Here is a 24,563-nt window from a genome sequence, read left to right on the forward strand (position 1 = left end):
ATAGCCGCATGGTGCGCTTTCATGATCATCCTCACGGCGACGCTGATGATCAGCGCGATCGCCACCGCTGGAATGCCGTGGGGCTCACTCGGGTCAACGCTTCTCCTGTACCTCCTGTACGGGTTCCCGTTCGGGGGTATCGTCGCCGCCATCGTGACGCTCCTCTCCCTGCCGATCGTCTGGCCGCTGAGTCGTCTGCTGCGACGGTCCGAAAGCGTCACGGTGCATATCGTCGCCTATCTGCTCCTCGGCGGGCTTCTGGGCTTCGCCGTGTGTGCGCTGAACGCGCTCTCCAACGGTTCCGGAGACGTCGTGACGGTGTTCCAGAGTCCGGTGACGTGGCTCGTGATGCTGGCCTGCGCCGTCTCGGTCGCGGCTGGCTGGGCCTGGGCGGCGCGGACGACCCTCAGGCTTCTGCATCGGCGTCGTGCTGAAGCAACCGCACCCGTCTCAGGCTGAGCGAATCAGCCGCGGTCGGAGATGGGTAGGCTCAGGATGCCGATGCCATCCGCGCTGCGTGCAACGGGGATGCGTGTTCCCAGCACCTGCGCGACGATGTCCTGCGCGATCTTCGAGGCGGTCAGGCCCGCATCGACGAGGATCTCATCGCGGGTCGCGTGATCGATGAACTCGTCGGGGAGCCCCAACTCGTCCACAGCCGTATCGACTCCGGATTCGCGGAGAACCTGACGGATCCGTGTCCCGATGCCTCCGACGCGGATACCGTCCTCCAGGGTGATAACGAGGCGATGGGCGCGCGCGAGGTCAACGACGGAGCTCTGCACGGGAACGACCCAACGAGGATCGATCACCGTAGCGCCGATGCCCTGGGCGCGAAGTCTGCCGGCGACGTCGATCGCGAGCGGGGCGAACGCGCCGATCGCCACGATCAGCACATCTTCGTTCTCTCCGCGCGAGAGCAGATCGACGCCGTCGTCGAAGCGTTCGATAGCGGGAAGCTCCTCGGCGACGGGACCCTTCGGGAACCGGATGACGGTGGGAGCATCATCGATCGCCACGGCCTCGTCGAGAGCCTCGACGAGGCGCGTCCCGTCTCGCGGAGCTGCAATGCGGATGTGCGGGACGATCTGGAGCATCGCAAGATCCCACATGCCGTGATGGCTGGCCCCGTCCGGGCCGGTCACACCCGCGCGGTCGAGCACGAAGGTCACACCGGCGCGGTGCAGGGCGACATCCATCAGCACCTGGTCGAAGGCCCGGCCCATGAAGGTGGCGTATAGGGCCACAACCGGATGCAGGCCTCCATAGGCCAGACCGGCCGCCGAGGCCACCGCATGCTGCTCCGCGATGCCGACATCGTAGACGCGGTCGGGGAATCGCTCGGCGAAGGGTGCGAGACCGGTCGGACGCAGCATGGCGGCCGTCATCGCGATGATCTTCTCATCGCGCTCACCGGCGGCCACGAGGGCATCCGAGAAGACATCCGTCCACCCGCGCGCGCTGCTTCCCAGTGATGCCCCCGTCGCCGGATCGATTTGGTTCACCGCATGGAACTGGTCGGCGTCATTGTCGCGGGCGGGCTGGTAGCCCCTCCCCTTCTCGGTGATGGCATGGACGATGACGGGAGCCCCATATGACTTCGCCAGCTGAAGAGCCTCCGTCAGCGCCTCGATGTCATGCCCATCGATCGGACCGAGGTACTTGATGTCGAGATTCGAGTAGAGCGCCTCGTTGTTGACGAACCGGGAGAGGAACCCACGGGTGCCGCCGCGAACGCCGCGGAATACCGCACGCCCGACAGGACCGAAAGCGTGGAAGAAGCGATCTGAGCGGCGATGCCAGTGGCGATAGGCCCCGGCTGTGCGCACCCGGTTGAGGTATCGCGACATTCCGCCGATCGTCGGCGCGTAAGAACGCCCGTTATCGTTCACGACGATCACGAGATTGCGCTCGTTGTCATCGGTGATGTTGTTGAGCGCCTCCCAGGTCATGCCTCCGGTGAGGGATCCGTCGCCGACCACAGCCACGACATGACGGTCGTCGCGTCCCGTCGCGGAGAAAGCCCGGGAGATTCCATCTGCCCAGCTCAAAGAACTGGAGGCGTGCGATGACTCGACGACATCATGAGCGCTCTCCGAGCGCTGCGGATAGCCGGCAAGTCCCCCGCGCAGACGCAGCGCTGAGAAGTCCTGCCGACCGGTGAGGAGCTTGTGCACATAGGACTGATGCCCGGTATCGAAGATGATGGGGTCATCCGGAGACTCGAAGACACGGTGCAGAGCGATCGTGAGCTCGACGACGCCGAGGTTCGGGCCGAGGTGGCCGCCCGTGCGCGAGACGTTCTCGATGAGGAATGCGCGGATCTCCTCTGACAGCGTGACGAGCTCGTCCGAGCTCAGGCGGTCGAGATCACGCGGGCCGGTGATGCCGGGGAGAATGGGCATCGAAACCTCCTGTACGTCTTCGTCTCGATGGATCGACGCCGACAGAACGATCCTACCGCCGTGCGCCCGGGAAGCCTGGCGGTGAAAAGCCGGAAGGGCCCGGATGCCGAAGCATCCGAGCCCATCTCGTGCGTGGTTATCGCTCTCAGACCAGCGAACGCAGCACGTACTGCAGGATTCCGCCGTTGCGGTAGTAGTCGGCCTCACCGGGGGTGTCGATGCGGACGACCGCGTCGAATTCGACCGTCTGCTTGCCCTCGGCGGAGAACTCGCTCGGCGTCGCGGTGACGCGGACCGTCTTCGGCGTCGTGCCGTTGTTCAGCTCTTCCAGGCCCGTGATCGAGATGATCTCGGTGCCGTCCAGACCCAGCGAATCCCAGCTCTCACCGGCGGGGAACTGCAACGGGACGACGCCCATGCCGATGAGGTTGGAGCGGTGGATGCGCTCGAAGCTCTCGGTGATGACCGCCTTGACGCCCAGCAGGCTCGTGCCCTTGGCCGCCCAGTCGCGGGAGGAACCGGACCCGTATTCCTTGCCGCCGAACACGACGAGCGGGGTGCCCTGCTCGGCGTAGTTCTGGCAGGCGTCGAAGATATACGACTGCGGGCCACCGGCCTGGGTGAAGTCACGGGTGAAGCCGCCCTCGACCTCGACGCCGTCGTTGACCGCCCGCACGAGCTGGTTCTTCAGGCGGATGTTCGCGAACGTGCCGCGGATCATCACCTCGTGGTTGCCGCGACGCGAGCCGAAGGAGTTGAAGTCCTTCTGGCGCACACCGTGCTCCTCCAGGTACTTCGCCGCCGGCGTGCCGATCTTGATGTTTCCGGCCGGGCTGATGTGGTCGGTGGTGACCGAGTCGCCCAGAGTCGCCATGACGCGGGCGCCCGTGATGTCCTTCACCGGGGTGAGGTCCATCGTCATGCCGTCGAAGTACGGCGCCTTGCGCACGTAGGTCGAATCCGCGTCCCACTCGAAGACCGGTCCGGTCGGGGTGGGCAGGCTCGTCCAGCGCTCGTCGCCGTCGAAGACGGTGGCGTACTGCTTGATGAACTGTTCACGCGAGATCGACGAGTCGATGATCGTCTGGATCTCGTCGGGTGCCGGCCAGATGTCCTTGAGGAAGACGTCGTTGCCGTCGGCATCCTGACCGAGCGCATCGGTCTCGAAGTCGAAGTGCATGGAACCGGCGAGAGCGTAGGCGACGACCAGCGGCGGCGAAGCCAGGTAGTTCATCTTCACGTCGGGGCTGATGCGACCCTCGAAGTTGCGGTTTCCCGAGAGGACCGCGGTGACGGCGAGGTCGTTTTCGTTGATCGCTGCCGAAACCTCTTCGATCAGCGGGCCCGAGTTGCCGATGCAGATGGTGCAGCCGTAGCCGACGGTGTAGAAGCCGAGGCCCTCGAGGTCCTTGTCGAGTCCGGACTTCTCGTAGTAGTCGGTGACGACCTTCGAGCCCGGGCCCAGCGTGGTCTTGACCCACGGCTTCTGCTTCAGGCCCTTCTCCCGCGCCTTGCGGGCGAGAAGACCGGCAGCGATCATGACCGACGGGTTCGACGTGTTGGTGCACGAGGTGATCGCGGCGAGCGTGACCGCACCGTTGTCGAGGATGTACTTCTCACCCTCCGGGGTCGTCACCGGAACGGGCTTCGAGGAACCGTTGACACCGCTGGAGATGTGCACGGGACGGGTGTCCTCGTCTTCCTCGCCGGGCACGGCGCCCGGGTCGGAGGCCGGGAAGGAGTGCTTCGACTCGAGGTCGACCATCGAGTCGGAGACGGACGGCGTCGCGTAGTTGACGATGTCCTGCTCGAACTGGGTCTTCGCCTCGGAGAGGAGGATGCGGTCCTGCGGGCGCTTCGGACCGGCGATCGAGGGCACGACGGTGCCGAGATCGAGCTCCATGTACTCGCTGAAGACGGGCTCGTTGTCGGCGTCGTGCCAGAGGCCCTGCTGCTTGGCGTACGCCTCGACGAGGGCGATGGCCTGCTCATCGCGACCGGTCAGGCGCAGGTAGTCGGTGGTGACGGAATCGATCGGGAACATCGCGGCGGTCGAGCCGAACTCCGGGCTCATGTTTCCGATGGTGGCGCGGTTGGCCAGCGGCACGGATGCGACGCCCGCGCCGTAGAACTCGACGAACTTGCCGACGACGCCGTGCTGGCGGAGCATGTCGGTGATCGTGAGGACGACGTCGGTCGCCGTGACGCCCGCGGGGATCTCACCGGTCAGCTTGAAGCCGACGACGCGCGGGATGAGCATGGAGACGGGCTGGCCGAGCATGGCAGCCTCTGCCTCGATGCCGCCGACGCCCCAGCCGAGCACGCCCAGGCCGTTGACCATCGTGGTGTGCGAGTCGGTGCCGACACAGGTGTCGGGGTACGCCTGCAGCACGCCGGAGTTCGTGCGGTCGTAGATGACCTTCGCCAGGTGCTCGATGTTGACCTGGTGGACGATTCCGGTTCCCGGGGGGACGACCTTGAAGTCCTGGAAAGCGGTCTGACCCCAGCGCAGGAACTGGTAGCGCTCACCGTTGCGCTCGTACTCGATCTCAACGTTGCGCTCGAGGGCATTGTCAGAGCCGAAGAGATCGGCGATGACCGAGTGGTCGATGACCATCTCTGCCGGGGAGAGCGGGTTGATCTTGTTGGCGTCGCCGCCGAGGGCGGTGACGGCCTCGCGCATGGTGGCGAGGTCGACGATGCAGGGAACACCGGTGAAGTCCTGCATGACCACGCGGGCCGGCGAGAACTGGATCTCGGTGTTGGGCTCGGCCGTGGCATCCCACGATCCGAGGGCCTCGATCTGCGCCTTCGTGACGTTCGCGCCGTCCTCGGTGCGAAGAAGGTTCTCGAGGAGCACCTTCAGGCTGAACGGGAGCTTGTCGAAGCCCGGGACCGTGTCAATCCGGAAGATCTCATAGTCGGTACTGCCGACTGTCAGGGTGCTCTTGGCACCGAAGCTGTTCACCGTGGACACGAATCCGTCTCCTTCTAGTCTGTGGGAGCGACAGGCGAATCCATCTTGCTCGCCTGGGGAGCTGGCTGCCAGCAAGGCACACCTAACAGTGTCCTCCGAGTGGGCACCCAGCGGAAGTCGAAAATTTATCTTGACGTCAAGATAAATCTATCACGCGTTATCCGCGGTGTCCGCGTCCGACGCGCGGGGGTACAGGGCCCGGACGACGAGCCAGGTCACGGCGATCATCGGCGCGAAGAGCGGAAGCCCCATGACGAGCTTCGCCGTGCCGAGCATGGCCGTGATCGACGGATCATCCACCGAACGGAAGTACAGCGGCACCTGGACGGCCAGTCGGGCGATGAAGAGTCCGGCCCAGGAGATCGCCAACCAGAAGAACGCTCGACGCTTGCGGCGGTGCTGCCGCCAGGCCGTCCCCTCCCCCATGAGGAATCCGACGGCGAGGCCGATCAGCGACCAGCCGACGAATGCCGAGACGAGCAGCGCCGCGCCGTACAGGGTGTTCGTGAGGAAGCCGGGTACAAAATTATCGGCGCCCTTGCCGGTGAGCAGAGCCAGCGCCGCGGCGGCGGCCGCGGCGAGCAGCCCGCCGATCGCCGCCGAGGGAGGAGACTTCTGCACGAGCCGAACGATCGTGAAGACAGCCGCGAGGCCGACGGAGACGCCGAGCGACAGCAGTAGCGGCTCGGGCCGAAGCGTGAAGACGATGACGAAGGCCAGCGTCGGCAGAACCGATTCGAGGATGCCGCGCCAGCCACCCATCGCAGACCAGACGACCTTCTGCGTGGAGGCGCTGTCGGACGGGTCGAGCCCGGCGCGACGCGCCGCGGCGCCGAGCGCGGCGCCGATTGTTTCCGAGGCGCTCGGCTCGGAAGCCTCGCTCTGAGGGCGCTCCTCGGTCACGCGGTTCCCGGAGTCGCGGGCATCTTCAGCGGAATGAGGTCGCGCGGGGGCATCGGAGTCCCGCCTCGGACGACGACGATCGAGCGGAAGAGGTCTTCGACCTTCTCCGCGGCCGCAGGATCCGACGCCGCAGCGCCGTTGATCACACCGCGGAGGAACCAGCGCGGGCCGTCCACGCCGATGAAACGCGCCAGACGGAGCTGGGAGCCTTCGGATGCCGGTCCGGGGACCTCGGCGAGCAGCTCCTGCCCGAGCGCGCCTTCGCGTTCCTGGACGCGCCCGCCCTGCTGGCGGACCTGGTCGATGAGCTGCATGCGCGTCTCGTGCCACAGTCCCAGCGTTCGCGGAGCAGCAAAGGGCTGCACCTGGAGCGACGAGCCCTCGTAGTCCAGCCCGACCGCCACGATGCGCTTGGACTGCTCTTCCACTTCGAGGCGGAGATTGAGGCCCTCGCGCGGGAGGATCTTGATGCCGCCGAGGTCGATGTACGGGCGAACCGGATTCGCCTCGGATTCGTCGAAGGGGCCGTCCGTGGCGCGATTCGCGGGTGCGGACTTCGATGTCGGCTGGGTGATCTCTTCAGTCATTTCCTGTTTCCTGCCTGCCCGGGCTCAGTCGCCGGGTTCTGGTAGCCGGTGGACCCGAATCCGTCCGCACCGCGCGCGCTGTCCGGAAGTGCGTCGACCGGAATGAAGTTCGCGCGGGTCACGGGCATGATGATCAGCTGTGCGATGCGATCCCCGACGGCCACATCGTACGCGGTGGAGCTGTCTGTGTTCAGCAGGCTCACCTTGATCTCACCGCGATAGCCTGCATCGACGGTGCCCGGAGAGTTGACGATCGTGATGCCGTGCTTCGCAGCGAGGCCGCTGCGGGGAACGACGAATGCCGCATAGCCGTCCGGGAGCGCGATGCGAACGCCCGTCGGCACGAGCGCACGTTCTCCGGGCTCGAGGCGCACGGCCTCGGCCGCGACGAGGTCCGCGCCCGCATCGCCCGGATGGGCGTAGTGCGGCACAACGGATGCAATGATGGGGAGATCGACGGAATCACTCACCCCCTGAGGCTAATGCAGAACCCCATTGCTGACACGCGCGCTCGATACCGCGAGCGACTTTCTCCGAGCCTGTGGCTCCTGGTCACCGCGGCACTCGCGGGCCCGATGATCACGCTGACCTTCACCCCTCTGGGGTCATTCCCTGCGCTGTTGATCGGAATAGGCGCCGCTGTCCTGATCGTGGCACTGCTGATCATCACCTCGGCGCGTATCCGCGTGGAGGGGACCGTCCTTCACGCCGGCCGTGCCCACATCGATGCCCGATGGCTGGGCGAGGTGACCGAGTTCACCGGAGACGCGGCGCGACAGGCGCGCGGTCCGGGCCTGCCCGCGCGGGGGTGGAATCTCATCCGCGGAGGCATCGATGGTCTCGTGCGTGTGGAGAACACCGACCCGGATGACCCCGTGACCAGTTGGTCGATCTCGACCCGCACGCCCGATCGGCTCGCGGCTGCGATCCGCGACGCCCGCGCAGCGGCCGATCGCTGATCCGAGAACGACAACGCGCCCCGAGCCGAGACGGCTGGGGCGCGCATAGGTGAAGCGTCTGCGATCAGGCAGCGCACTCCTTGCAGATGAGACCCTCTGCGCCCTCGTGGTCGAGCTGCGAGCGGTGCTTAACCAGGAAGCAGCTCATGCAGGTGAACTCGTCCTGCTGTGCGGGCAGCACGACGACGTCGAGTTCGAGGTCGGAAAGGTCTGCACCGGGAAGATCGAAGCTCGTCGGGTTGTCCGAGTCCTCGTCTCCGGTCGCGCCAGACAGTTTGTCGGGCACACGCTCCTTGAGGGCTTCGATCGACTCGGAGGAGTCGTCTTCGCTCTTGCGCGGGGCGTCGTAGTCGGTTGCCATTCGGTGAATCTCCACTTTCCTGGTGCTAGTGGTCGGGTGTGCCGTCGGGTAAGCGGCGGGCATAGTTTGCACGAAGTCGGAGCGATAAGCAAATGCCGCGCGTGCGTCATCATCCAAACCCGCGGCACGCCCAGAGTATTCCCGCCGGTTGACACCAGTCCGTGACACCATTGACCAACACCCATCAGAGGGGCATTCGCATGGAAAACGTCACAATAGTCGGCACCGAAGACGACCTGCTGATCCTCGCCACCGGCAGCGGTGAGCGCTTCGCGCTCGCCATCGACGACGTCCTGCAGCGCGAGATCCGTCGCGCTCGTCGTCGCAACGATCAGGACGCACCCCGCGTCACGGCGAGTCCTCGCGAGATTCAGGCGCACATCCGATCCGGGCTCTCCGCCGCCGAGACCGCTGAACTCCTCGGCATCGGCGTCGAAGACGTCACCCGCTTCGAAGGCCCGGTCCTCGCAGAGCGTGAGCACATCATCGGACAGGCTCTGGCGGTTCCGGTGCTCATCGGAAGTGAAGTCGAGCCGGATGCCCAGCCGACCTTCGGCGTCGCCATCCGCGCCAAACTCGCCGATCTGAGCGCTCATGACGAGCGCTGGGCCAGTTGGAAGGATGAGTCCGGCTGGATCGTCAAGGTCGAGTTCGTGGCGAACGACGTCACCCATGACGCCCGATGGAGCTTCGACCCCCGGCGCAGCGCGCTTTCGCCGATCAACGGCGACGCCACGCAGCTCTCACGACAGGGTTCGCTGCCCGACGGATTGATCCCGCGCCTGCGCGCGGTAGACAGCGAACGAACCGAGTCGCCCTACAAGGATGTCAGTCGCTTCGACTCCGGCGCATTCGGCCCGCGCCTGCTCCCCCAGCCCACGGCGGAAGCCGCGTTCGACGAACCGTTCCTCCCGGAGCGCTCCGACCCCGCCGTGCAGTACGCCGCGATCAAACGAGCTCCCGATCGATCGACGACCAGCGCCGAGACCGCCGACCTCCTCGAAGCCCTGCGTCGGCGTCGAGGACAGCGCGAGAACGCGCCTCTCATCGACGAGGATCCGGCGCCCCCCGCCGAGGATGTCCCGTCGGTGAGCCCCATCTCGTTGTTCGAGGCTCCGGCCGAGGAGAAGAGCGAGCCCGAGAAGGAGGCGCCCGCTCGCCCGGAGACGCAGAACGAGGGCGCCGGCCGCAAGCGCCGCCGCAACGCCATGCCCTCGTGGGACGAAATCGTCTTCGGCGCCCGCACGGACGACTGAGCCGCGACGCGTCAGCGGGCGAAAGCGCCGCGGCGCAGGAACGGGACATGGTACTCCTCGGGAGTGAGCGCCCCGTGCTGTCCGATCATCCCCTGCGACCGCTGTTCTCCGTCCCGACCGTCGTAGAACGCCCGGTTTCCCCGCGCGATCACGAGAACATCTCCGATGCGCTCCGCTGCGGCGGGCGTGACGCGCGGCCCGAACAGTCCGCCGTCGATGGCTTCGGAACGGGTGACGACATCGGCGTGGCCCGCGCTGAGAACGCGCCAGCGCTCCGCGAGCGCCGAGGCCTCGGCGTCCGGCTCGCGGTACACGTGCAGCATCCGCGGCTCTCCCCCGATGTGACGAACGCCGTCGAAGCGCGCATCGCCGGGCTCGAGGACGATCTGGCGATGACGCGGAACATCGATCATGCCGTGATCGGCGGTGATCACGACGCCGACGTCACGGGGAACGCGCAACGCGAGCGCCCCGTCGATCTCCTCGAGAGCGGCGATCCACTCCGCGGAATCGATGCCATGGCGGTGACCGGCCTTATCGATCTCCGGGAGGTAGCAGTAGACGACGGAGCCGGGGTTGTCGGCCGCCAGCGCGTAAGCGACGGCCACGCGATCCGCCGGCGTGCGTTCGGCGACGAAGGTCGCGCCGCGCAGCGTTGCCCGGGTGAAGCCGCTGTGCGCATAGGCGGCGAGCCCGACGGCGAACGCCGGCCGCTGCATGGCGACGAAGCGCTCGAAGACCGTGGGGCGAGGCTGCCAGAGCACGGGGTCGAGGCCGCCCTCCTCCCAGCCGGAGAGCTGATTGACGATCCGGTCGCGTCCGGAATCGAGGACCTCGTATCCGACGAGCCCGTGCTCCCCCGGCTCAGCGCCCGTGACGAGGCTCGTGAGAGCCGCCGCGGTGGTCGTGGGGAAGACCGAGTGGGCGATGTCCTTCTTCGCCATCCCGGCTGTCAGATGGCGCGCATGCCCCGCGTGCGCCCGCAGCGGGATCGCTCCGAGCCCATCGATGAGGACCATGACCACCGACTGCGCGGGGCCGAGGGATCCACCACCGTCGACGGCGGCGAGCAGCTCGTCCGCCACCCCGCTGAGAATCCGGGCCGCAGGGGGTCTCGACACTAGAATGGGAGGCATCCGAGCCAGTCTTTCACAGGCCCCACAGCATCCAGGAAACACATGCCCCGCACCTCTGCCAGCGAGCCCGTCGAAGAGCGCATCCAAGACATCGATCTGTCGAACGAGATGCAGGGTTCGTTCCTCGAGTACGCGTACTCGGTCATCTACTCACGAGCCCTGCCCGATGCGCGTGACGGGCTCAAGCCCGTGCAGCGCCGCATCCTATACCAGATGGCGGAGATGGGGCTCAGACCCGAGAAGGGCCATGTCAAGAGCGCGCGCGTCGTCGGCGAAGTCATGGGAAAGCTGCATCCTCACGGCGACTCGGCCATCTACGACGCCCTGGTGCGCCTGTCTCAGGATTTCGCGCTGCGCATGCCGCTCGTCGACGGCCACGGCAACTTCGGCTCCCTCGATGACGGCCCCGCTGCCTCCCGCTACACCGAGGCCCGCCTGGCGCCATCGGCCCTCGCGCTGACCGAGAACCTCGACGAGGACGTCGTCGACTTCGTCCCCAACTACGACGGCCAGTTCCAGCAGCCCGCAGTTCTTCCGGCGGCCTTCCCCAACCTGCTCGTGAACGGGGCCAGCGGCATCGCGGTCGGCATGGCTACGAACATGGCACCGCACAACCTCATCGAGGTCATCGCGGCGGCGATCCACCTCCTCGAGAACCCGGATGCGACGCTCGATGAGCTCATGGACTTCGTCCCCGGCCCGGACTTCCCGACCGGTGGAATCATCATGGGACTCGACGGCATCCGCGACGCCTACGAGAACGGTCGCGGCGCGTTCAAGGTGCGCGGCAAGGTGTCCGTCGAGCAGATCGGCCCGCGCCGCACCGGAATCGTCGTCACCGAGCTGCCCTACATGGTGGGTCCCGAGCGTCTGATCGAGAAGATCCGCGATGCCGTGCAGGCGAAGAAGCTGCAGGGGATCAGTGACGTCAACGATCTGACGGATCGTCAGAACGGCCTGCGCGTGCAGATCGGCGTCAAGACCGGTTTCGACCCGAATGCCGTCCTCGAACAGCTGTACCGCCTCACTCCGCTGGAGGACTCCTTCAGCATCAACAACGTCGCGCTCGTCGAGGGGCAGCCGCGCACGTTGGGCCTGAAGGAAATGCTCAGCGTCTACGTCGGCCACCGCCTCGAGGTCATCACGCGGCGCAGCCGCTACCGACTGGCGCGGCGCGAAGAGCGTCTGCACCTGGTCGAGGGGCTGCTCATCGCGATCCTCGACATCGACGAGGTCATCCAGGTCATCCGCTCCTCCGAGGATTCGGAGCAGGCCCGAGCCAAGCTCCGCCAGGTCTTCGAGCTGTCGGACGTGCAGGCGGAATACATCCTCGAGCTGCGCCTGCGCCGGCTCACCAAGTTCTCACGGATCGAGCTCGAGACCGAGCGCGATGCGTTGCAGGCCGAGATCGATCAGCTGCGCGAGCTGCTGGGATCGCCGGCGCTTCTGCGCGCGCAGGTCGCGAAGGAGTTGGATGCTGCCGCCGAGCAGTACGGCACGCCACGGCGCACGCTGCTGCTGAATGCGAAGCCGGCAACGCCCAAGCGTGCGAAGCCGGGAGATGTCGACCTCCAGATCGCGGACGCGCCGACGCTGCTCGTACTCTCCACGACCGGTCGGGCCGTGCGCGTGGAGACGGCCGAGGGGCAGGAGCTGAACCGACCCGCGCGCCGCAGCAAGCATGATGCGATCCTCTCGACGGTCGGCGCCACGGTCCGCGGCGATGTCGGTGCCGTCACGAGCACGGGGCGGCTCCTGCGCTTCTCCCCCGTTGATCTGCCGTCCGTGCCCGCCAGCTCGGTGCAGCTCGCCGCGGGAACATCGTTGCGCGAGTATCTGGGGATCACCGCCCGGTCCGAGAAGATCCTCGCCCTCGTGGATCTCGCCTCCAAGGTTCCGATCGCACTGGGCACCCAGCAGGGCATCGTCAAGCGCATCGTCCCGGCGACGCTCCCCGTCCGCCCTGAGACGGAGATCATCGCTCTCAAGACCGGCGATTCCCTCGTGGGCGCGGCTCCCGCGCCGGATGTCACCGATATCGTTTTCGTCACTTCCGACGCCCAACTCCTGCACTACTCCTCCGCGATGGTGCGTCCGCAGGGCGCCCCGGCAGGAGGCATGGCGGGAGTCAAGCTCTCTGCCGGCGCCACGGTCTTGTCCTTCACCGTCGTCGACCCGGCCCAGGAGACGGTCGTCGTGACGGTCTCCGGCACGGAGGGCGCGATCGCGGGCACTGATCCGGGGCGCGCCAAGACATCCGCGTACTCCGATTTCCCTGCCAAGGGGCGAGCGACGGGTGGTGTGCGCGCGCACGCCTTCCTGAAGGGCGAGGACCGGCTGATCGCGGCATGGGTCGGTCCGTCCCCCGCCTATGCGGTCGGCCCGGACGGAGCCGTCCGGAAGCTTCCCGATGCTCTCGTCAAACGAGATGCGTCAGGGGTCCCCGTCGACAGCGTCATCGGATCCATTGGACGGCCTATCGTCTGACCCGCACGAACAGCGATGGCCCGCACCGGGAACGGTGCGGGCCATCGTCGTCTGCGCCGTGGTCAGGCGTCGATCGCCTCACGCGAGAGCTGATCGGAAGACTCCACGATGAATTCTCGTCGCGGAGCGACTTCGTTGCCCATCAGCAGCTCGAATACGCGGCCGGCTTCCTCAGCATCCTCCATGCGCACGCGGCGCAGAAGACGACCGGAGCGGTCCATGGTGGTCGAAGCCAGCTGATCGGCGTCCATCTCGCCCAGGCCCTTGTACCGCTGGATCGGCTCATGCCAGCGCTTATTCGATTTGCGAAGCTTCGCCAGCAGGGCATGCAGCTCCTGCTCGGAATAGGTGTAGATCGTCTCGTTCGGCTTCGAGCCCGGATTCATCACGATCACCCGGTGCAGCGGCGGTACAGCGGCGTAGACGCGACCCGCTTCGATCAGAGGGCGCATGTAGCGGAAGAAGAGCGTGAGCAAAAGCGTACGGATGTGCGCGCCGTCGACGTCGGCATCGCTCATCAGGATGATCTTCCCGTAACGGGCCGCGGAGATGTCGAAGGTTCGGCCGGAACCGGCGCCGATCGTCTGGATGATCGCCGCGCACTCAGCATTGGAGAGCATGTCTCCGATCGAGGCGCGCTGCACGTTGAGGATTTTGCCTCGGATCGGCAGCAGCGCCTGGATCTCGCTGTCGCGCGCGCGCCGCGCTGTTCCCAGCGCCGAGTCTCCCTCGACGATGAACAGCTCGCTGCGCTCGACGTCGTGCGCACGGCAATCCACGAGCTTGACCGGAAGCGACGACGACTCGAGCGCGTTCTTGCGGCGCTGGGTCTCCTTGTGGGCCCGCGCCGAGACTCGCGCCTTCATCTCGGAGACGACCTTCTCCATGAGCTGCGCGGCCTGATTCTTATCGTCGCGCTTGGTCGAAGAGAATCGTGCGCCGAGCTCCTTGCGCAGCACCTGGGCGACGATCTGGCGCACAGCCGGCGTGCCGAGCACTTCCTTGGTCTGTCCTTCGAACTGCGGCTCGGGGACTTCGACGGTGAGGACAGCCGTCAGCCCGGCGAGGACATCGTCCTTCTCGATCTTGTCGTTCGCGCCGACTTTGAGTCGGCGCGCGTTCTGATCGATCTGCGAGCGGAGGACCTTCAGCAGCTCCTGCTCGAACCCCTGCTGGTGCGTTCCGCCCTTGGGTGTGGCGATGATGTTGACGAAGGAGCGGATGGTGGTTTCGTACCCGGTCCCCCAGCGCAGAGCGAGATCGACGGCGCAGCGCCGCTCGACCTCGGTCGATGCCATCGTGCCGTCCGCCTGGAGCACGGGAACCGTCTCGCGAAAGGTGCCCTCCCCCTGGATCCGCCACGTGTCGGTGATCGGAGCGTCCGAGGCGAGGAACTCGACGAACTCCGAGATGCCGCCCTCGTAGTGATACGAGGTCTCCACCGGTTCCTCACCGCGCTCATCGCGGATGACGATCTCCAGCCCCGGGACGAGGAACGCCGTCTGCCGTGCGCGCGTCTCGAGCTCGTTCAGCTGGAAGGACGCATCCTTCGTGAAGATCTGGCGGTCGGCCCAGTAGCGCACGCGGGTACCGGTGACGCCGCGCTTCGCCTTGCCGACCACGGACAGCGCGCTGCTCTTCTCGAAGGGCGAGAACGGGGCATCCGGACGCTTCTCGCCCGAGTCCTGGAAAGTGCCGGGCTCGCCCCGGTGGAAGGACATGGCATAGGTCTTGCCACCGCGGTCGACCTCGACGTCGAGACGTTCCGAGAGCGCGTTGACGACGGATGCGCCGACGCCGTGCAGGCCACCGGAAGCGGCATAGGAGCCACCGCCGAACTTGCCGCCGGCGTGCAGCTTCGTAAAGACCACCTCGACGCCCGTCAGACCCGTGCGCGGCTCGACATCGACGGGGATGCCGCGACCGCGGTCGTGCACCTCGACGCTGCCGTCGGCATGCAGGATGATGATGATCTTCGATCCATTGCCGGCGACCGCCTCGTCGACGGAGTTGTCGATGATCTCCCAGAGGCAGTGCATGAGGCCCGGCGACCCGTTCGAGCCGATGTACATGCCGGGACGCTTGCGGACTGCTTCGAGTCCTTCAAGGACCTGCAGATGATGGGCGGAATACTCGGCGGTCACAATCCTCGATTCTATTCGTCGGCGAACGTCGAACGGCTCAGACACTCCCCGAGAGCGCGCCGCAGAGCGAACCGGGGTAAGCCGTGAGCGAAACACACCGCTTTCCGGGCATGACTCACCCGGGATCATGGTTGTATTGAGCACATTACGACCGGACGCCGATACCCGAGGAGGCACCGAGATGAACGCCACGACCGAACGTGAGACCTCCGCAGTCGAGTACCGTCTGACCGCGGTGGATCGCTGCGATTCCTGCGGCGCCCAGGCCTACATCGCCACCGAGGTGAATGGCTCGGAGCTTCTGTTCTGCGCCCACCACGGCCGCAAGTACGAAGAGAAGCTGCGCAGCGTGGCCACGAGTTGGCACGATGAGACGGCCCGTCTCGTCGACGCCGTCTGACCGCACCGGATCAGTCTTCGATCACCCGTCTCACCCGTGAGGTGAGGCGGGTGATCATTTCTTCGCCGACGGTATCGATGCTCTCGGCGAGAGCCGTGGCTGTGTCCTCGCCGTTCTCGCCGGAGCCGAAGATCCAGACCTCGTCCCCGATCTCCGCTCCCGGCCAGGCCTCCACCTGCGATGTCATGGGCCCGAGTGCGCTCATGGCACGAGGACCTGCGGGCGTACCGACCTTGCTGCCGGCGAGAGATGAGGGGACGCCGTCGAAGGAACCCAGATCGATGACGACGTGGTCGGCGCGGATCTCCAGGACGGAGGCGCTCAGCCGGGCGGCCGGGCGGATACCGTCGAGGTCCGGGCCGTCGGCGGAGCGGATGCCGTAGCAGAAGGCGCCGATCCGGCTGAGCGTGCCGCGCAGCTCCGGCCGCCACCAGGAGGCGGCCGATGCCGTGAGGTGCCGGTGCTCGAGAGCCGGCCCGCTGGACTCGATCGCATCGATGGAGTCCAGGAAGATCTGCTGTGAAGCGTCGTCCTCGTCATCGCTCGCCTCGGAGAGGTGGCTCCAGACTCCGCTGATGCGGATCGCGCCGCTGCGCTCGGCGGCTCTGGCGGCGGAGACGAACTCGCCCCAGTCCTCGCGGCGGACCCCGTTGCGGTTCAAACCGGTGTCGATCTTGAGGTGCACCCGGGCGACCGATCCCGTGCGGCGCGAGGCTTCGACGATGAGCGCCAGATAGTCGACGGTGCCGACACCGAGGTCGAGTGAGGCCTCGAGCGCGTGCTCGACCTCGTCTGGGGTGGAGGTCGCCCAGGAGAAGATGCGGGCGGGCGCATCGCTCGACAGCTCGCGGATCCGCAGGCCTGCAGCGATGTCGTAGGAGCCGAACCAGCTGACCCCGGCGGTGAGAGCCGCGGGGACCGCCCAGCTCAGCCCGTGCCCATAAGCATCGTCCTTCATCACGAGGAGTAGCTGTGATGGGGCGATCCGCGCACGGACCGCCTCGATGTTCGCGGCGAAGGTCCGCGTCGACAGGTGCAGGGCCGGGCCCATCAGTCCTCCTCCTCGTGGATCGCGTGGCTGGCGGCGACCGTCATCAGCTCTGCCGCAGTGAGACCGGTGACGTCGGCCCACTCCGCTAGAGCGCTTCGGGCAGGGCCCGATCCTCCGAAGAAGGTCGCCGGCTGCCCGACCTCGGCCCGACTCTCTCCGAGATCGACGACGCACACGTCCATTGCGACACGGCCGATGATGGGGCGCATGACGCCGCCGATCTCGACGGCGGCTCGGTTCCCCAGCGCGCGGACGATGCCCTGGGCGTAGCCGCCTGTGACGAGTGCGATGCGGTGGGGGGAGACCGCGCGGTAGGTGTACCCGTAGGAGACGCCGTCGCCGGCGCGCAGCTGCTTGGTCGACATGACGCGGCCGAGAAGACGCAGCGGAGGCAGAGGGACGGATGCTCCCTGCCCGGGGATCCCGTAGAGGAGGTGGGAGTCGATGTCGACCGTCCCGACATCCGTCGCCGGGAGTGCATGCTGCGCGAGCTGAGCGATCTCGGCGGGCCCGTCGACGAGGACGCGCTCGGCGCCCGCATCGATCACCGCGCGTGCTACCGGCAGGAGTCCGTGGCCGTGCGCGTCGCGGCGAAGATCGGCGATTCGACCTCCCCCGGCGAGGGCCGTCGAAGCCGAGGCCCGCAGCGCCGACCGTGACAGCACCGCCCGAGGAGCGGCGCTGGATGGGATCTGGTGCACGTTCTCCACACTATCGCCGCTCCCGGCTCCGCGAGGCCGCCGCCCCGTAGACTGGAGGTGTCCCCAACCTCCGGAGCACAATGTCACGTCTTTCTCTCGTCCCGCGCGTCAAGTACCTTCTCGCCCGTGCTCGCCGCATCGATGTCGCCTCGGTCGTCGAGCGCGCGAAAGAAGCCTCTGAGCAGCACGGCAAGGCCGTTCCGGCCGTCGTCGTCGACATGCTCTGGTCCGCCGCACGGCGCAACGTGGGCTTCCAGGACTACATCGACTACGACTTCGCCATGCTCACCCGCGAAGAGCGGTCGACATTCATGACGCACCCGGTCTCCAACGAGCTTTCGCAGAAGTACGACCACCCCGATTACCGAGGGATCTTCCAGGACAAGATCGAATTCGACAAGCGCTTCTCGACGTTCCTCAACCGCGAATGGATGATCGTCGATGAGGGCAACGCCGATGAGGTCCGCGCCTTCACCGAGCGACAGGGAACGATCGTCACGAAGGAGCCTATCGGCGTCGCCGGTCTCGGCGTCCACCGTTATCACGCCGCCGATGTCACCGACTGGGACGAGTTCCACGCCGGTCTCCTCTCCCGCGGAGAGTTCCTCATCGAAGAGGTCATCCGCCAGCATGAGGATCTTGCGGCGGTCTGCCCGGGCACGGTCAACACCACCCGCATCACCGCATTCTTCGATGGAGAGAAGGCCCATATCCTCGCCATGGCTCAGAAGTTCGGGCGCGGTGAGGTCAGCGACCAGATGAGTTTCGGCGGCTTCTACACGATGCTCGACGAGAACGGGCGCGCGAAGAGCGCCGGCTACGACTCGCACGGCCATGTCTACGAGAAGCACCCCGACACCGATTTCCCGATCGCCGAGTTCCAGCTGCCGCACATGGAAAAGGTTCGCGCCTTCATCGACGACATCGCCCGCGTAGTGCCCCAGGTTCAGTACGTGGGATGGGACATCGTCGTCTCCCCCGACGGGCCGGTTCTCGTCGAGGGCAACTGGGGCTGCGGCGTCTACGAGAACAAGCCGAGCGTCAGCGGCATCCGCACCGGGCACAAGCCCCGTTATCAGGAGGTCATCGGCTTCTGAGCCGATCACGCCGCCTCTTGCGAGGCGACGAGAAAGGGTCCGGATGCTCAGCATCCGGACCCTTTCTCATAGATCTCTCAGACCGCGCGGACGATCCCCATCGGGGTCGACTGGTGGCCCTGGCCCAGCGGGTTGTCGCCGAGGACCTTCAGAAGGCGCTCCTCGCCGGGCTTGTCGAGGGTCGAGCCCAGGATGTTGCCGCCGAGATCGTTGATGTCGACGACCGCCACATCGGCGATCCCGCCGATGATCTCCTTGACATGAGCGGCGACTTCGTTCGGTCGCTCCGGCCCCAGCACGACAGCCTGGTTGTACGGCGGGATGGTGCCCGAGGTCGGGCCGTCGATCGCTCGGGCCTTGTCCCCCGCGATGCGGTAGAAGTCGCCCTTGCGACCGAATGCCTTCGTCACAGCGGCGACGGCCGCGGCGAACAGGATCCGCGGCGTGCCGCACTCGCGCAGAGCCATCTCCATCGTCTCGGGCATGCCGAGGCCGATCCCGTACGGGGTGCGTGTGACGTACTTCGACAGGAACAGCGCGAGCTTGCGAGGCTGGATCTCATCGAGACGGTACGAGCGCCCCTGGGTGATCGCGACGATCTTCTCGGTCACGAAGAGCAGGTCTCCGGCTTGTACCGAGCCGGACGCGTACTCGGTGATGATCTCGTCGAGATCGTCACCGGGCATCACCACGCGCGTGCGCAGCGGAAGGCGGGCATAACGAGTGCCGTCGACGCGCGTCTCGAGCGCCTTTCCGTCATTCGCCTGCATCATTCGAGGTAGTCCCGCAGCGACTGCGAACGGCTCGGGTGGCGCAGCTTCGCCATCGTCTTCGACTCGATCTGACGGATGCGCTCACGCGTCACGCCGAACGTGTCACCGATCTGGTCGAGCGTCTTCGGCTGTCCATCGCCCAGACCGAAGCGCATACGGATCACGCCCGCCTCGCGCTCGGAGAGCGAGTCGAGCAGCTGCTCGAGCTGGCGCTGCAGCATCGTGAAGCCGACGGCATCCGCCGGGACGACCGCCTCGGTGTCCTCGATGAGGTCACCGAACTCGCTGTCGCCGTCCTCGCCGAGGGGCGTGTGCAGCGAGATGGGCTCACGGCCGTACTTCTGCACTTCGACGACCTTCTCGGGCGTCATGTCGAGCTCGCGGCTGAGCTCTTCGGGGGTGGGCTCGCGGCCCAGGTCCTGGAGCATCTGGCGCTGAACGCGGGCGAGCTTGTTGATGACCTCGACCATGTGCACGGGAATACGGATCGTGCGGGCCTGGTCGGCCATGGCGCGCGTGATGGCCTGACGGATCCACCAAGTGGCGTAGGTCGAGAACTTGAAGCCCTTGGTGTAGTCGAATTTCTCGACCGCGCGGATGAGGCCGAGGTTGCCCTCCTGGATCAGGTCCAGGAACTGCATGCCGCGGCCGGTGTAGCGCTTGGCGAGCGAGACGACGAGACGGAGGTTCGCGCCGAGCAGGTGGCTCTTCGCACGCTGTCCGTCACGGGCCACCCACTGCAGGTCGAGCCCGAGCTGACTGGTCTTCTCAGCGGCGGACATCGCTGAGAGCTTCTCCTCGGCGAACAGACCGGCCTCGATGCGCATGGCGAGCTCGACCTCTTCGGCCGCGTTCAGCAGCGCGACCTTTCCGATCTGCTTCAGGTAGTCCTTGACCGGGTCGGCGGTCGCGCCGGTGATTTGGGTCGAGTAGACGGGGACGTCGTCCTCATCCTTGGAGGTGAGGACGATGGCGCCGGTGGGAAGAGGCTCGGTGAACTCGGGCTTCTTCGCTTCCTCCTCTTCGGTCTCCTCGGGAGCTGCTTCCGCATCTGCGGAGTCGCCCTCGAGCAGATCGTCGTCGGAAGCCTTCTTGCGCTTCGCCGGAGCCTTCTTCGCAGCAGGCTTCTTCGCGGTCGTCGCCTTCTTCGCCGCAGGCTTCTTCGCCGCGGCGGGCTTCTCTGCGTCAGCAGCCTCGGTCTCTACGGCCTCGGGGTCGGTTTTCGCCTTCGTCGTCCGGGTGTTCTTGGTCGCGGCAGGAGTCACGTTTCGCCTTTCACGGAGCGGCACGCCGCTCCGGGACATTTCGGACACTAGTAAGACCCTTGTCAAGTCTCCAGCCTTGCGGCGGGGTCATTGACAACGGGTCAGACACCCAGTATGTCACAGGATGGGCCGGAAGGGCGCATCCTGTGACGTCATGAGTGCGGACGCTTGTCCTCGTCGCCCCGGGGACGCGTCGCGAGATAGCGCTCCAACTCCGCTGCGAGCTCGTCAGCGCTCGGCAGATCGCGCTCATCGAAGCCGCCATCATCACCGGCGTCCGGATCGCGCCCCGCCATATAGGCGTCGTATCGCCCTTCCAGCGTCTGGATCATCTGACGCAGCTCATCGTTGCTGTCGACCTGTTCATTCACCTTCGCGAGGAACTCCAAGCGCTGTTCGCGCAATTCATCGAGACCGAGGACGATTCCCGTAGAGCCCATGATCCGATCGGCTGCGGCGATGACGGCCTCGGGATTCTCGGTCTCGGCCAGATAATGCGGCACGAGGAGGACGAACCCGACCACTCGATCGCCCCGTTCGGAGAATCGGTACTCGAGGAGATGGCCGGCCGTCGCCGGGAGCTGCGTGCGCGGACGCCACACCGAAACGGATGCCGCGATCTCCTTGCGGTTGCCGCTGACCGTGGTGCTGATGGGGCGGGTGTGCGGGACAGGCATCGCGATCGAATGGACCCAGGTGACGCCGGATGTGCCGAGCTCCGTCGAAAGATCGAGGACGGCGGCGGTGAAGGCCTCCCAGGAGAAATCCGGCTCGTACCCGGAGAGCAGGAGGAACTGCTGGCCGAGAGCGTCGTGTGCGAGGGACAGCTCCAGCCGGGCCGGGCGGTACTCGCTCAGATGATCGTGCTCGAAGGTGAAGATCGGACGGCGCGCCCGGTAGTCCAGAAGCCGGTCGTTGTCGAACACGACGATCGGCTGGGGGTCGGTGACCTCGCGCAAGTGCTCGATCAGGCCGGACACCGCAGAGCCCGCGTCAGTGAAACCGGTCAACAGAATGACCAGCGGCAGCCCCGAGGGAACGTCGGGTGCATTGGCGACGCGCTCATGAAGATTTCCGTGTTCGGGCATACATCCATGCTACGAGCCTGTGGCAGTCGGGGACGCGGCGCCGACATGCTGACAGCGAACACAACGGGCCGGCGAGAGCCACGACGCACCTAGGATGGAGGCATGACGCTTCCCGCGCTCTCGCACAGCACTGAAAACTTCCCCGCTAGCGCTGCCGACGCAGCAGTGCTCATCGTTCCGGACACGACCGTGTTCCCCGAGGCGCTCCAGGCCTATCCCGGACTCGCGGAGATCCTCGACTCCATCGGCTTCACCGGCGCCGCCTCCGCGTTCGCCCGCGTGCATCTGCCCGCCGTCGCGACCGGAGCATTCGCCGTCGTCGGGGTCGGTTCCGCGCCGGATGCCGGTGCTGTCCGCGAAGCGGCCGGCACGGCGTTGCGCACGCTGACCGGCTTCGAGCACGTCTCCCTCGCGCTGGCCGCGGGCCTGGACGAGCACGCGGCGGCCGCTGCTGAAGGAGCCGTCTTCGGCGGATACCGCTTCGAGGGGTACCGGGCGAAGCCGGGTAAGCCCCGCGCCGCGCAGGTCACCGTTCACAGCGATTCGTTGACGGATGCCGCGACCGATCGCGCCCGCGTGCTCGGCGATGCGCTCGCCCTCGTCAAGGACCTCGTCAACACCCCCGCCGAGTGGCAGAGCCCCGCAGACCTCGCTCAGAGCGCCGTGGACGCCGTGTCCGGCACAGACATCAGCGTCGAAGTGCTGGATGAGAAGGACCTCGCGGAGCAGGGCTTCGGCGGCGTCCTCGGCGTCGCACAGGGCTCCGACCGCGCACCGCGCGTGGTGCGTCTCGAATACGCCCCGGCCGGATCCGGCCGTCACATCGCCCTCGTGGGCAAGGGCATCACGTTCGACACCGGCGGGCTCTCCCTGAAGCCCGCGGCATCAATGGTCGGCATGAAGTTCGACATGGCCGGTTCGGCCACCGTGCTCGCCGCGATCCGTGCGATCGCCGCGCTGCAGTTGCCCGTCCGCGTGACCGCGTGGATGTGCATCACCGACAACATGCCCTCGGGCAAGGCCACGCGCCCTGGCGACGTCCTGCGCATGCTCGACGGCACCACCGTGGAAGTCCTCAACACCGACGCCGAAGGCCGCCTCGTCCTGGCGGATGGCCTGGTCGCCGCGAGCCGTGAGAACCCCGATGTGATCGTCGATGTCGCAACTCTCACGGGTGCGATCCTCGTCGCCCTCGGCCACCGCCACACCGGTGTCATGGGTGACGACGCAACGGTCGCCGAGTATCTCGAGGCCGCACGGACCGCCGGCGAGCCGGCCTGGGCTCTCCCGCTCCCGGAGTACATGGAAGACACGCTCGACTCGCCGATCGCCGACATGCAGAACGCCAATATGGGCGATCGCGCCGGTGGCTCGATGTACGCGGGCCTGTTCCTGCAGCGCTTCATCGGCCGCACCGGCGATGGCGATGACGCACCGCGCATCCCCTGGGTGCACCTCGACGTCGCCGGCTCCGCCGAGCACGGCAGCGCACCGTACGGCTACACCGACAAGGGGCCCACCGGAGCGACGGTCCGCTCCCTGGTCGCCCTCGCCGAGGCGAGCATCCCGGGCGCATGATGGCAGCGCACACGTTCGACATCGTCATCCTCGGCGGCGGCAGCGGCGGCTACGCCGCAGCGCTGCGCGCCGCCGAGCTCGGCAAGTCGGTCGCGCTAATCGAGAAGGACAAACTCGGCGGCACATGCCTGCATCGAGGCTGCATCCCGACGAAGGCTCTGCTGCATGCGGCGGAGGTCGCAGACCACGTGCGATCGGCCGCGTCCGTCGGGGTCCTCGCCTCGCTGGAGGGCGTGGACGCTGCGGGGGTTCGCACCTACCGCGAAAAGATCGTCGCGAAGAAGTTCGCGGGGCTCGAAGGCCTGATCAAGGCCCGAGGCATCACTGTGGTCAGCGGCAGCGGAACTCTCACCGCCGACCACGCTGTGCAGGTCGGCAACGAAACGTACACTGCACCAGACGTCATCCTCGCGACCGGGTCATACAGCCGTTCGCTGCCCGACCTGGAGATCAACGGCCGGATCATCACGAGTGAACAGGCCCTGGCGCTCGACGAGATCCCCGAACGCGTCCTCATCCTGGGGGGAGGCGTCATCGGCGTCGAGTTCGCCAGCGTCTGGCGCTCCTTCGGCGCCGAGGTCACGATCATCGAAGGCCTCGACCATCTCGTCCCCAATGAGGATGAGACCCTGAGCAAGGGCCTCGAGCGGGCTTTCCGTCGTCGCGGCATCCGCTACGAGCTCGGAACCCGTTTCCAAACCGCCGTTCAGGACGACACGAGCGTAACCGTCACGCTGGAGAACGGCACGACTCACACGGGGGATTACCTCCTCGTCGCCGTCGGACGCGGCCCCGCGACGGCGGATCTCGGCCTCGAAGAGGCCGGAGTCGCCGTCGAGCGAGGATTCGTCGCTGTCGACGACATGTTGCGCACGAGCGCCCCCGGCGTCTGGGCCGTCGGCGACATCGTCCCCGGGCTGCAGCTCGCCCACCGGGGATTCCTTCAGGGAATCGCCGTTGCCGAGAGAATCGCCGGGCTCTCCCCCGTACCGGTGCCCGAATCGCAGATTCCCAAGATCACGTACTCCAATCCGGAGGTCGCCTCGGTCGGTCTCACGGAGAAAGCAGCCCGCGCCGAGCACGGTGCTGAAGCGGTCGACTCCTACGAGTACAGCCTCGCCGGCAACGGCAAGAGCGAAATCATCGGAACGAGCGGCGTCGTGAAGGTCGTGCGACTCAAGAACGGTCCGATCATCGGGGTGCACCTCCTCGGCGACCGCGTCGGTGAACTCATCACCGAGGGGCAACTCGCCGTGGCATGGGAAGCCCATCCGGAAGACATCGCTCCGCTCATACATGCGCATCCCACGCAGAGCGAAGCGCTGGGCGAGGCTTTTCTCGCCCTTGCAGGAAAACCATTGCACGCACTCTGACCACCAACCGGTGTCAGTGTCA

General features: G+C 66.6%; 21 protein-coding genes. 8 read left to right on the forward strand and 13 right to left on the reverse strand.

The window, feature by feature from the left end; translation table 11 throughout:
- Window positions 1-21 precede the first annotated feature (21 nt).
- A complete protein-coding gene (locus tag ACWAUG_RS09275) occupies window positions 22-459 on the forward strand; it encodes a hypothetical protein (RefSeq protein ID WP_460802239.1) in 438 nt (145 codons plus the stop codon).
- Window positions 460-464: 5 nt separating this feature from the next.
- Here the strand turns inward: ACWAUG_RS09275 and dxs are convergent, their stop codons facing one another.
- The 5 genes from dxs to dut form a co-directional block, all read right to left on the reverse strand.
- Window positions 465-2,405, reverse strand: a complete 1,941-nt coding sequence (dxs, locus tag ACWAUG_RS09280) for a 1-deoxy-D-xylulose-5-phosphate synthase (RefSeq protein ID WP_460802240.1) — start codon at window positions 2,403-2,405, stop codon at window positions 465-467.
- Between the two features lie 145 nt (window positions 2,406-2,550).
- A complete protein-coding gene (locus ACWAUG_RS09285; protein ID WP_298036407.1) occupies window positions 2,551-5,382 on the reverse strand; it encodes an aconitate hydratase in 2,832 nt (943 codons plus the stop codon).
- 150 nt (window positions 5,383-5,532) lie between these two features.
- Window positions 5,533-6,285, reverse strand: coding sequence for a DUF3159 domain-containing protein (locus ACWAUG_RS09290; RefSeq protein WP_460802241.1), 753 nt, complete (start codon window positions 6,283-6,285; stop codon window positions 5,533-5,535).
- A complete protein-coding gene (locus tag ACWAUG_RS09295; protein WP_298036411.1) occupies window positions 6,282-6,872 on the reverse strand; it encodes a DUF3710 domain-containing protein in 591 nt (196 codons plus the stop codon). The genes ACWAUG_RS09290 and ACWAUG_RS09295 overlap by 4 nt, the downstream gene beginning before the upstream one ends.
- Complete coding sequence (gene dut / locus ACWAUG_RS09300) at window positions 6,869-7,342, reverse strand: dUTP diphosphatase (RefSeq protein WP_298036413.1); 474 nt, start codon at window positions 7,340-7,342, stop codon at window positions 6,869-6,871. The genes ACWAUG_RS09295 and dut overlap by 4 nt, the downstream gene beginning before the upstream one ends.
- Before the next feature lie 12 nt (window positions 7,343-7,354).
- On the opposite strand from dut, the gene ACWAUG_RS09305 reads away from it, so the two are divergent.
- Window positions 7,355-7,831: a DUF3093 domain-containing protein gene (locus tag ACWAUG_RS09305; RefSeq protein ID WP_298036415.1), complete on the forward strand. Its 477-nt coding sequence runs from the start codon at window positions 7,355-7,357 to the stop codon at window positions 7,829-7,831.
- A 64-nt stretch (window positions 7,832-7,895) separates the two neighbouring features.
- Here the strand turns inward: ACWAUG_RS09305 and ACWAUG_RS09310 are convergent, their stop codons facing one another.
- A complete protein-coding gene (locus tag ACWAUG_RS09310) occupies window positions 7,896-8,192 on the reverse strand; it encodes a DUF4193 domain-containing protein (protein WP_298036416.1) in 297 nt (98 codons plus the stop codon).
- 200 nt (window positions 8,193-8,392) lie between these two features.
- Here ACWAUG_RS09310 and sepH point away from each other — a divergent pair, with 200 nt between their 5' ends.
- Window positions 8,393-9,448, forward strand: coding sequence for a septation protein SepH (sepH, locus tag ACWAUG_RS09315; protein WP_298036419.1), 1,056 nt, complete (start codon window positions 8,393-8,395; stop codon window positions 9,446-9,448).
- 11 nt (window positions 9,449-9,459) lie between these two features.
- Here the strand turns inward: sepH and ACWAUG_RS09320 are convergent, their stop codons facing one another.
- Window positions 9,460-10,533: an alkaline phosphatase family protein gene (locus tag ACWAUG_RS09320; protein WP_460802242.1), complete on the reverse strand. Its 1,074-nt coding sequence runs from the start codon at window positions 10,531-10,533 to the stop codon at window positions 9,460-9,462.
- Between the two features lie 93 nt (window positions 10,534-10,626).
- Between ACWAUG_RS09320 and ACWAUG_RS09325 the strand changes: the two genes are divergently transcribed.
- Window positions 10,627-13,071 carry a DNA gyrase/topoisomerase IV subunit A gene (locus ACWAUG_RS09325; RefSeq protein WP_460802243.1) on the forward strand — a complete coding sequence of 815 codons (2,445 nt, stop codon included), beginning with the start codon at window positions 10,627-10,629 and terminating at the stop codon, window positions 13,069-13,071.
- A 62-nt stretch (window positions 13,072-13,133) separates the two neighbouring features.
- Here the strand turns inward: ACWAUG_RS09325 and ACWAUG_RS09330 are convergent, their stop codons facing one another.
- On the reverse strand, window positions 13,134-15,215 hold the full coding sequence (locus tag ACWAUG_RS09330) for a DNA gyrase/topoisomerase IV subunit B (protein ID WP_460802244.1): 2,082 nt from the start codon (window positions 15,213-15,215) through the stop codon (window positions 13,134-13,136).
- Between the two features lie 181 nt (window positions 15,216-15,396).
- On the opposite strand from ACWAUG_RS09330, the gene ACWAUG_RS09335 reads away from it, so the two are divergent.
- Window positions 15,397-15,615, forward strand: coding sequence for a DUF7455 domain-containing protein (locus tag ACWAUG_RS09335; RefSeq protein ID WP_460802245.1), 219 nt, complete (start codon window positions 15,397-15,399; stop codon window positions 15,613-15,615).
- A gap of 10 nt (window positions 15,616-15,625) precedes the next feature.
- Here the strand turns inward: ACWAUG_RS09335 and ACWAUG_RS09340 are convergent, their stop codons facing one another.
- Together ACWAUG_RS09340 and ACWAUG_RS09345 are read right to left on the reverse strand one after the other, a co-directional pair.
- A complete protein-coding gene (locus ACWAUG_RS09340) occupies window positions 15,626-16,666 on the reverse strand; it encodes an alanine racemase (protein WP_298036428.1) in 1,041 nt (346 codons plus the stop codon).
- Window positions 16,666-17,367, reverse strand: a complete 702-nt coding sequence (locus ACWAUG_RS09345; protein ID WP_298036431.1) for an alanine racemase C-terminal domain-containing protein — start codon at window positions 17,365-17,367, stop codon at window positions 16,666-16,668. Before ACWAUG_RS09345 ends, ACWAUG_RS09340 begins: the two co-directional genes overlap by 1 nt.
- 80 nt (window positions 17,368-17,447) lie before the next feature.
- Here ACWAUG_RS09345 and ACWAUG_RS09350 point away from each other — a divergent pair, with 80 nt between their 5' ends.
- Entirely contained in the window at window positions 17,448-18,464 is a 1,017-nt protein-coding gene (locus tag ACWAUG_RS09350) for a sugar-transfer associated ATP-grasp domain-containing protein (RefSeq protein ID WP_298036434.1), read from the forward strand.
- Between the two features lie 77 nt (window positions 18,465-18,541).
- On the opposite strand, the gene ACWAUG_RS09355 is transcribed toward ACWAUG_RS09350, so the two are convergent.
- The 3 genes from ACWAUG_RS09355 to ACWAUG_RS09365 form a co-directional block, all read right to left on the reverse strand.
- Complete coding sequence (locus ACWAUG_RS09355) at window positions 18,542-19,237, reverse strand: coenzyme F420-0:L-glutamate ligase (protein WP_298036437.1); 696 nt, start codon at window positions 19,235-19,237, stop codon at window positions 18,542-18,544.
- Window positions 19,234-20,502 carry an RNA polymerase sigma factor gene (locus ACWAUG_RS09360; protein ID WP_298036439.1) on the reverse strand — a complete coding sequence of 423 codons (1,269 nt, stop codon included), beginning with the start codon at window positions 20,500-20,502 and terminating at the stop codon, window positions 19,234-19,236. The genes ACWAUG_RS09355 and ACWAUG_RS09360 overlap by 4 nt, the downstream gene beginning before the upstream one ends.
- Before the next feature lie 152 nt (window positions 20,503-20,654).
- Entirely contained in the window at window positions 20,655-21,590 is a 936-nt protein-coding gene (locus ACWAUG_RS09365; RefSeq protein ID WP_460802246.1) for a proteasome assembly chaperone family protein, read from the reverse strand.
- 102 nt (window positions 21,591-21,692) lie between these two features.
- On the opposite strand from ACWAUG_RS09365, the gene ACWAUG_RS09370 reads away from it, so the two are divergent.
- Window positions 21,693-23,168, forward strand: a complete 1,476-nt coding sequence (locus ACWAUG_RS09370; protein ID WP_298036442.1) for a leucyl aminopeptidase — start codon at window positions 21,693-21,695, stop codon at window positions 23,166-23,168.
- Window positions 23,168-24,541, forward strand: a complete 1,374-nt coding sequence (gene lpdA / locus ACWAUG_RS09375; RefSeq protein WP_298036716.1) for a dihydrolipoyl dehydrogenase — start codon at window positions 23,168-23,170, stop codon at window positions 24,539-24,541. Before ACWAUG_RS09370 ends, lpdA begins: the two co-directional genes overlap by 1 nt.
- Window positions 24,542-24,563: the final 22 nt, after the last annotated feature.

This window comes from Microbacterium sp. GXF6406 (assembly GCF_054798215.1).

Excerpts from the sequence above, each read along its gene's own strand:
- ACWAUG_RS09275 (WP_460802239.1), top strand. The coding sequence starts at position 22 with ATGATCATCCTCACGGCGACGCTGATGATCAGCGCGATCGCCACCGCT.
- dxs (WP_460802240.1), bottom strand. The coding sequence starts at position 2,405 with ATGCCCATTCTCCCCGGCATCACCGGCCCGCGTGATCTCGACCGCCTG.
- ACWAUG_RS09295 (WP_298036411.1), bottom strand. The coding sequence starts at position 6,872 with ATGACTGAAGAGATCACCCAGCCGACATCGAAGTCCGCACCCGCGAAT.
- ACWAUG_RS09305 (WP_298036415.1), top strand. The coding sequence starts at position 7,355 with ATGCAGAACCCCATTGCTGACACGCGCGCTCGATACCGCGAGCGACTT.
- ACWAUG_RS09310 (WP_298036416.1), bottom strand. The coding sequence starts at position 8,192 with ATGGCAACCGACTACGACGCCCCGCGCAAGAGCGAAGACGACTCCTCC.
- sepH (WP_298036419.1), top strand. The coding sequence starts at position 8,393 with ATGGAAAACGTCACAATAGTCGGCACCGAAGACGACCTGCTGATCCTC.
- ACWAUG_RS09325 (WP_460802243.1), top strand. The coding sequence starts at position 10,627 with ATGCCCCGCACCTCTGCCAGCGAGCCCGTCGAAGAGCGCATCCAAGAC.
- ACWAUG_RS09335 (WP_460802245.1), top strand. The coding sequence starts at position 15,397 with ATGAACGCCACGACCGAACGTGAGACCTCCGCAGTCGAGTACCGTCTG.
- ACWAUG_RS09340 (WP_298036428.1), bottom strand. The coding sequence starts at position 16,666 with ATGGGCCCGGCCCTGCACCTGTCGACGCGGACCTTCGCCGCGAACATC.
- ACWAUG_RS09350 (WP_298036434.1), top strand. The coding sequence starts at position 17,448 with ATGTCACGTCTTTCTCTCGTCCCGCGCGTCAAGTACCTTCTCGCCCGT.
- ACWAUG_RS09355 (WP_298036437.1), bottom strand. The coding sequence starts at position 19,237 with ATGATGCAGGCGAATGACGGAAAGGCGCTCGAGACGCGCGTCGACGGC.
- ACWAUG_RS09365 (WP_460802246.1), bottom strand. The coding sequence starts at position 21,590 with ATGCCCGAACACGGAAATCTTCATGAGCGCGTCGCCAATGCACCCGAC.
- ACWAUG_RS09370 (WP_298036442.1), top strand. The coding sequence starts at position 21,693 with ATGACGCTTCCCGCGCTCTCGCACAGCACTGAAAACTTCCCCGCTAGC.
- lpdA (WP_298036716.1), top strand. The coding sequence starts at position 23,168 with ATGGCAGCGCACACGTTCGACATCGTCATCCTCGGCGGCGGCAGCGGC.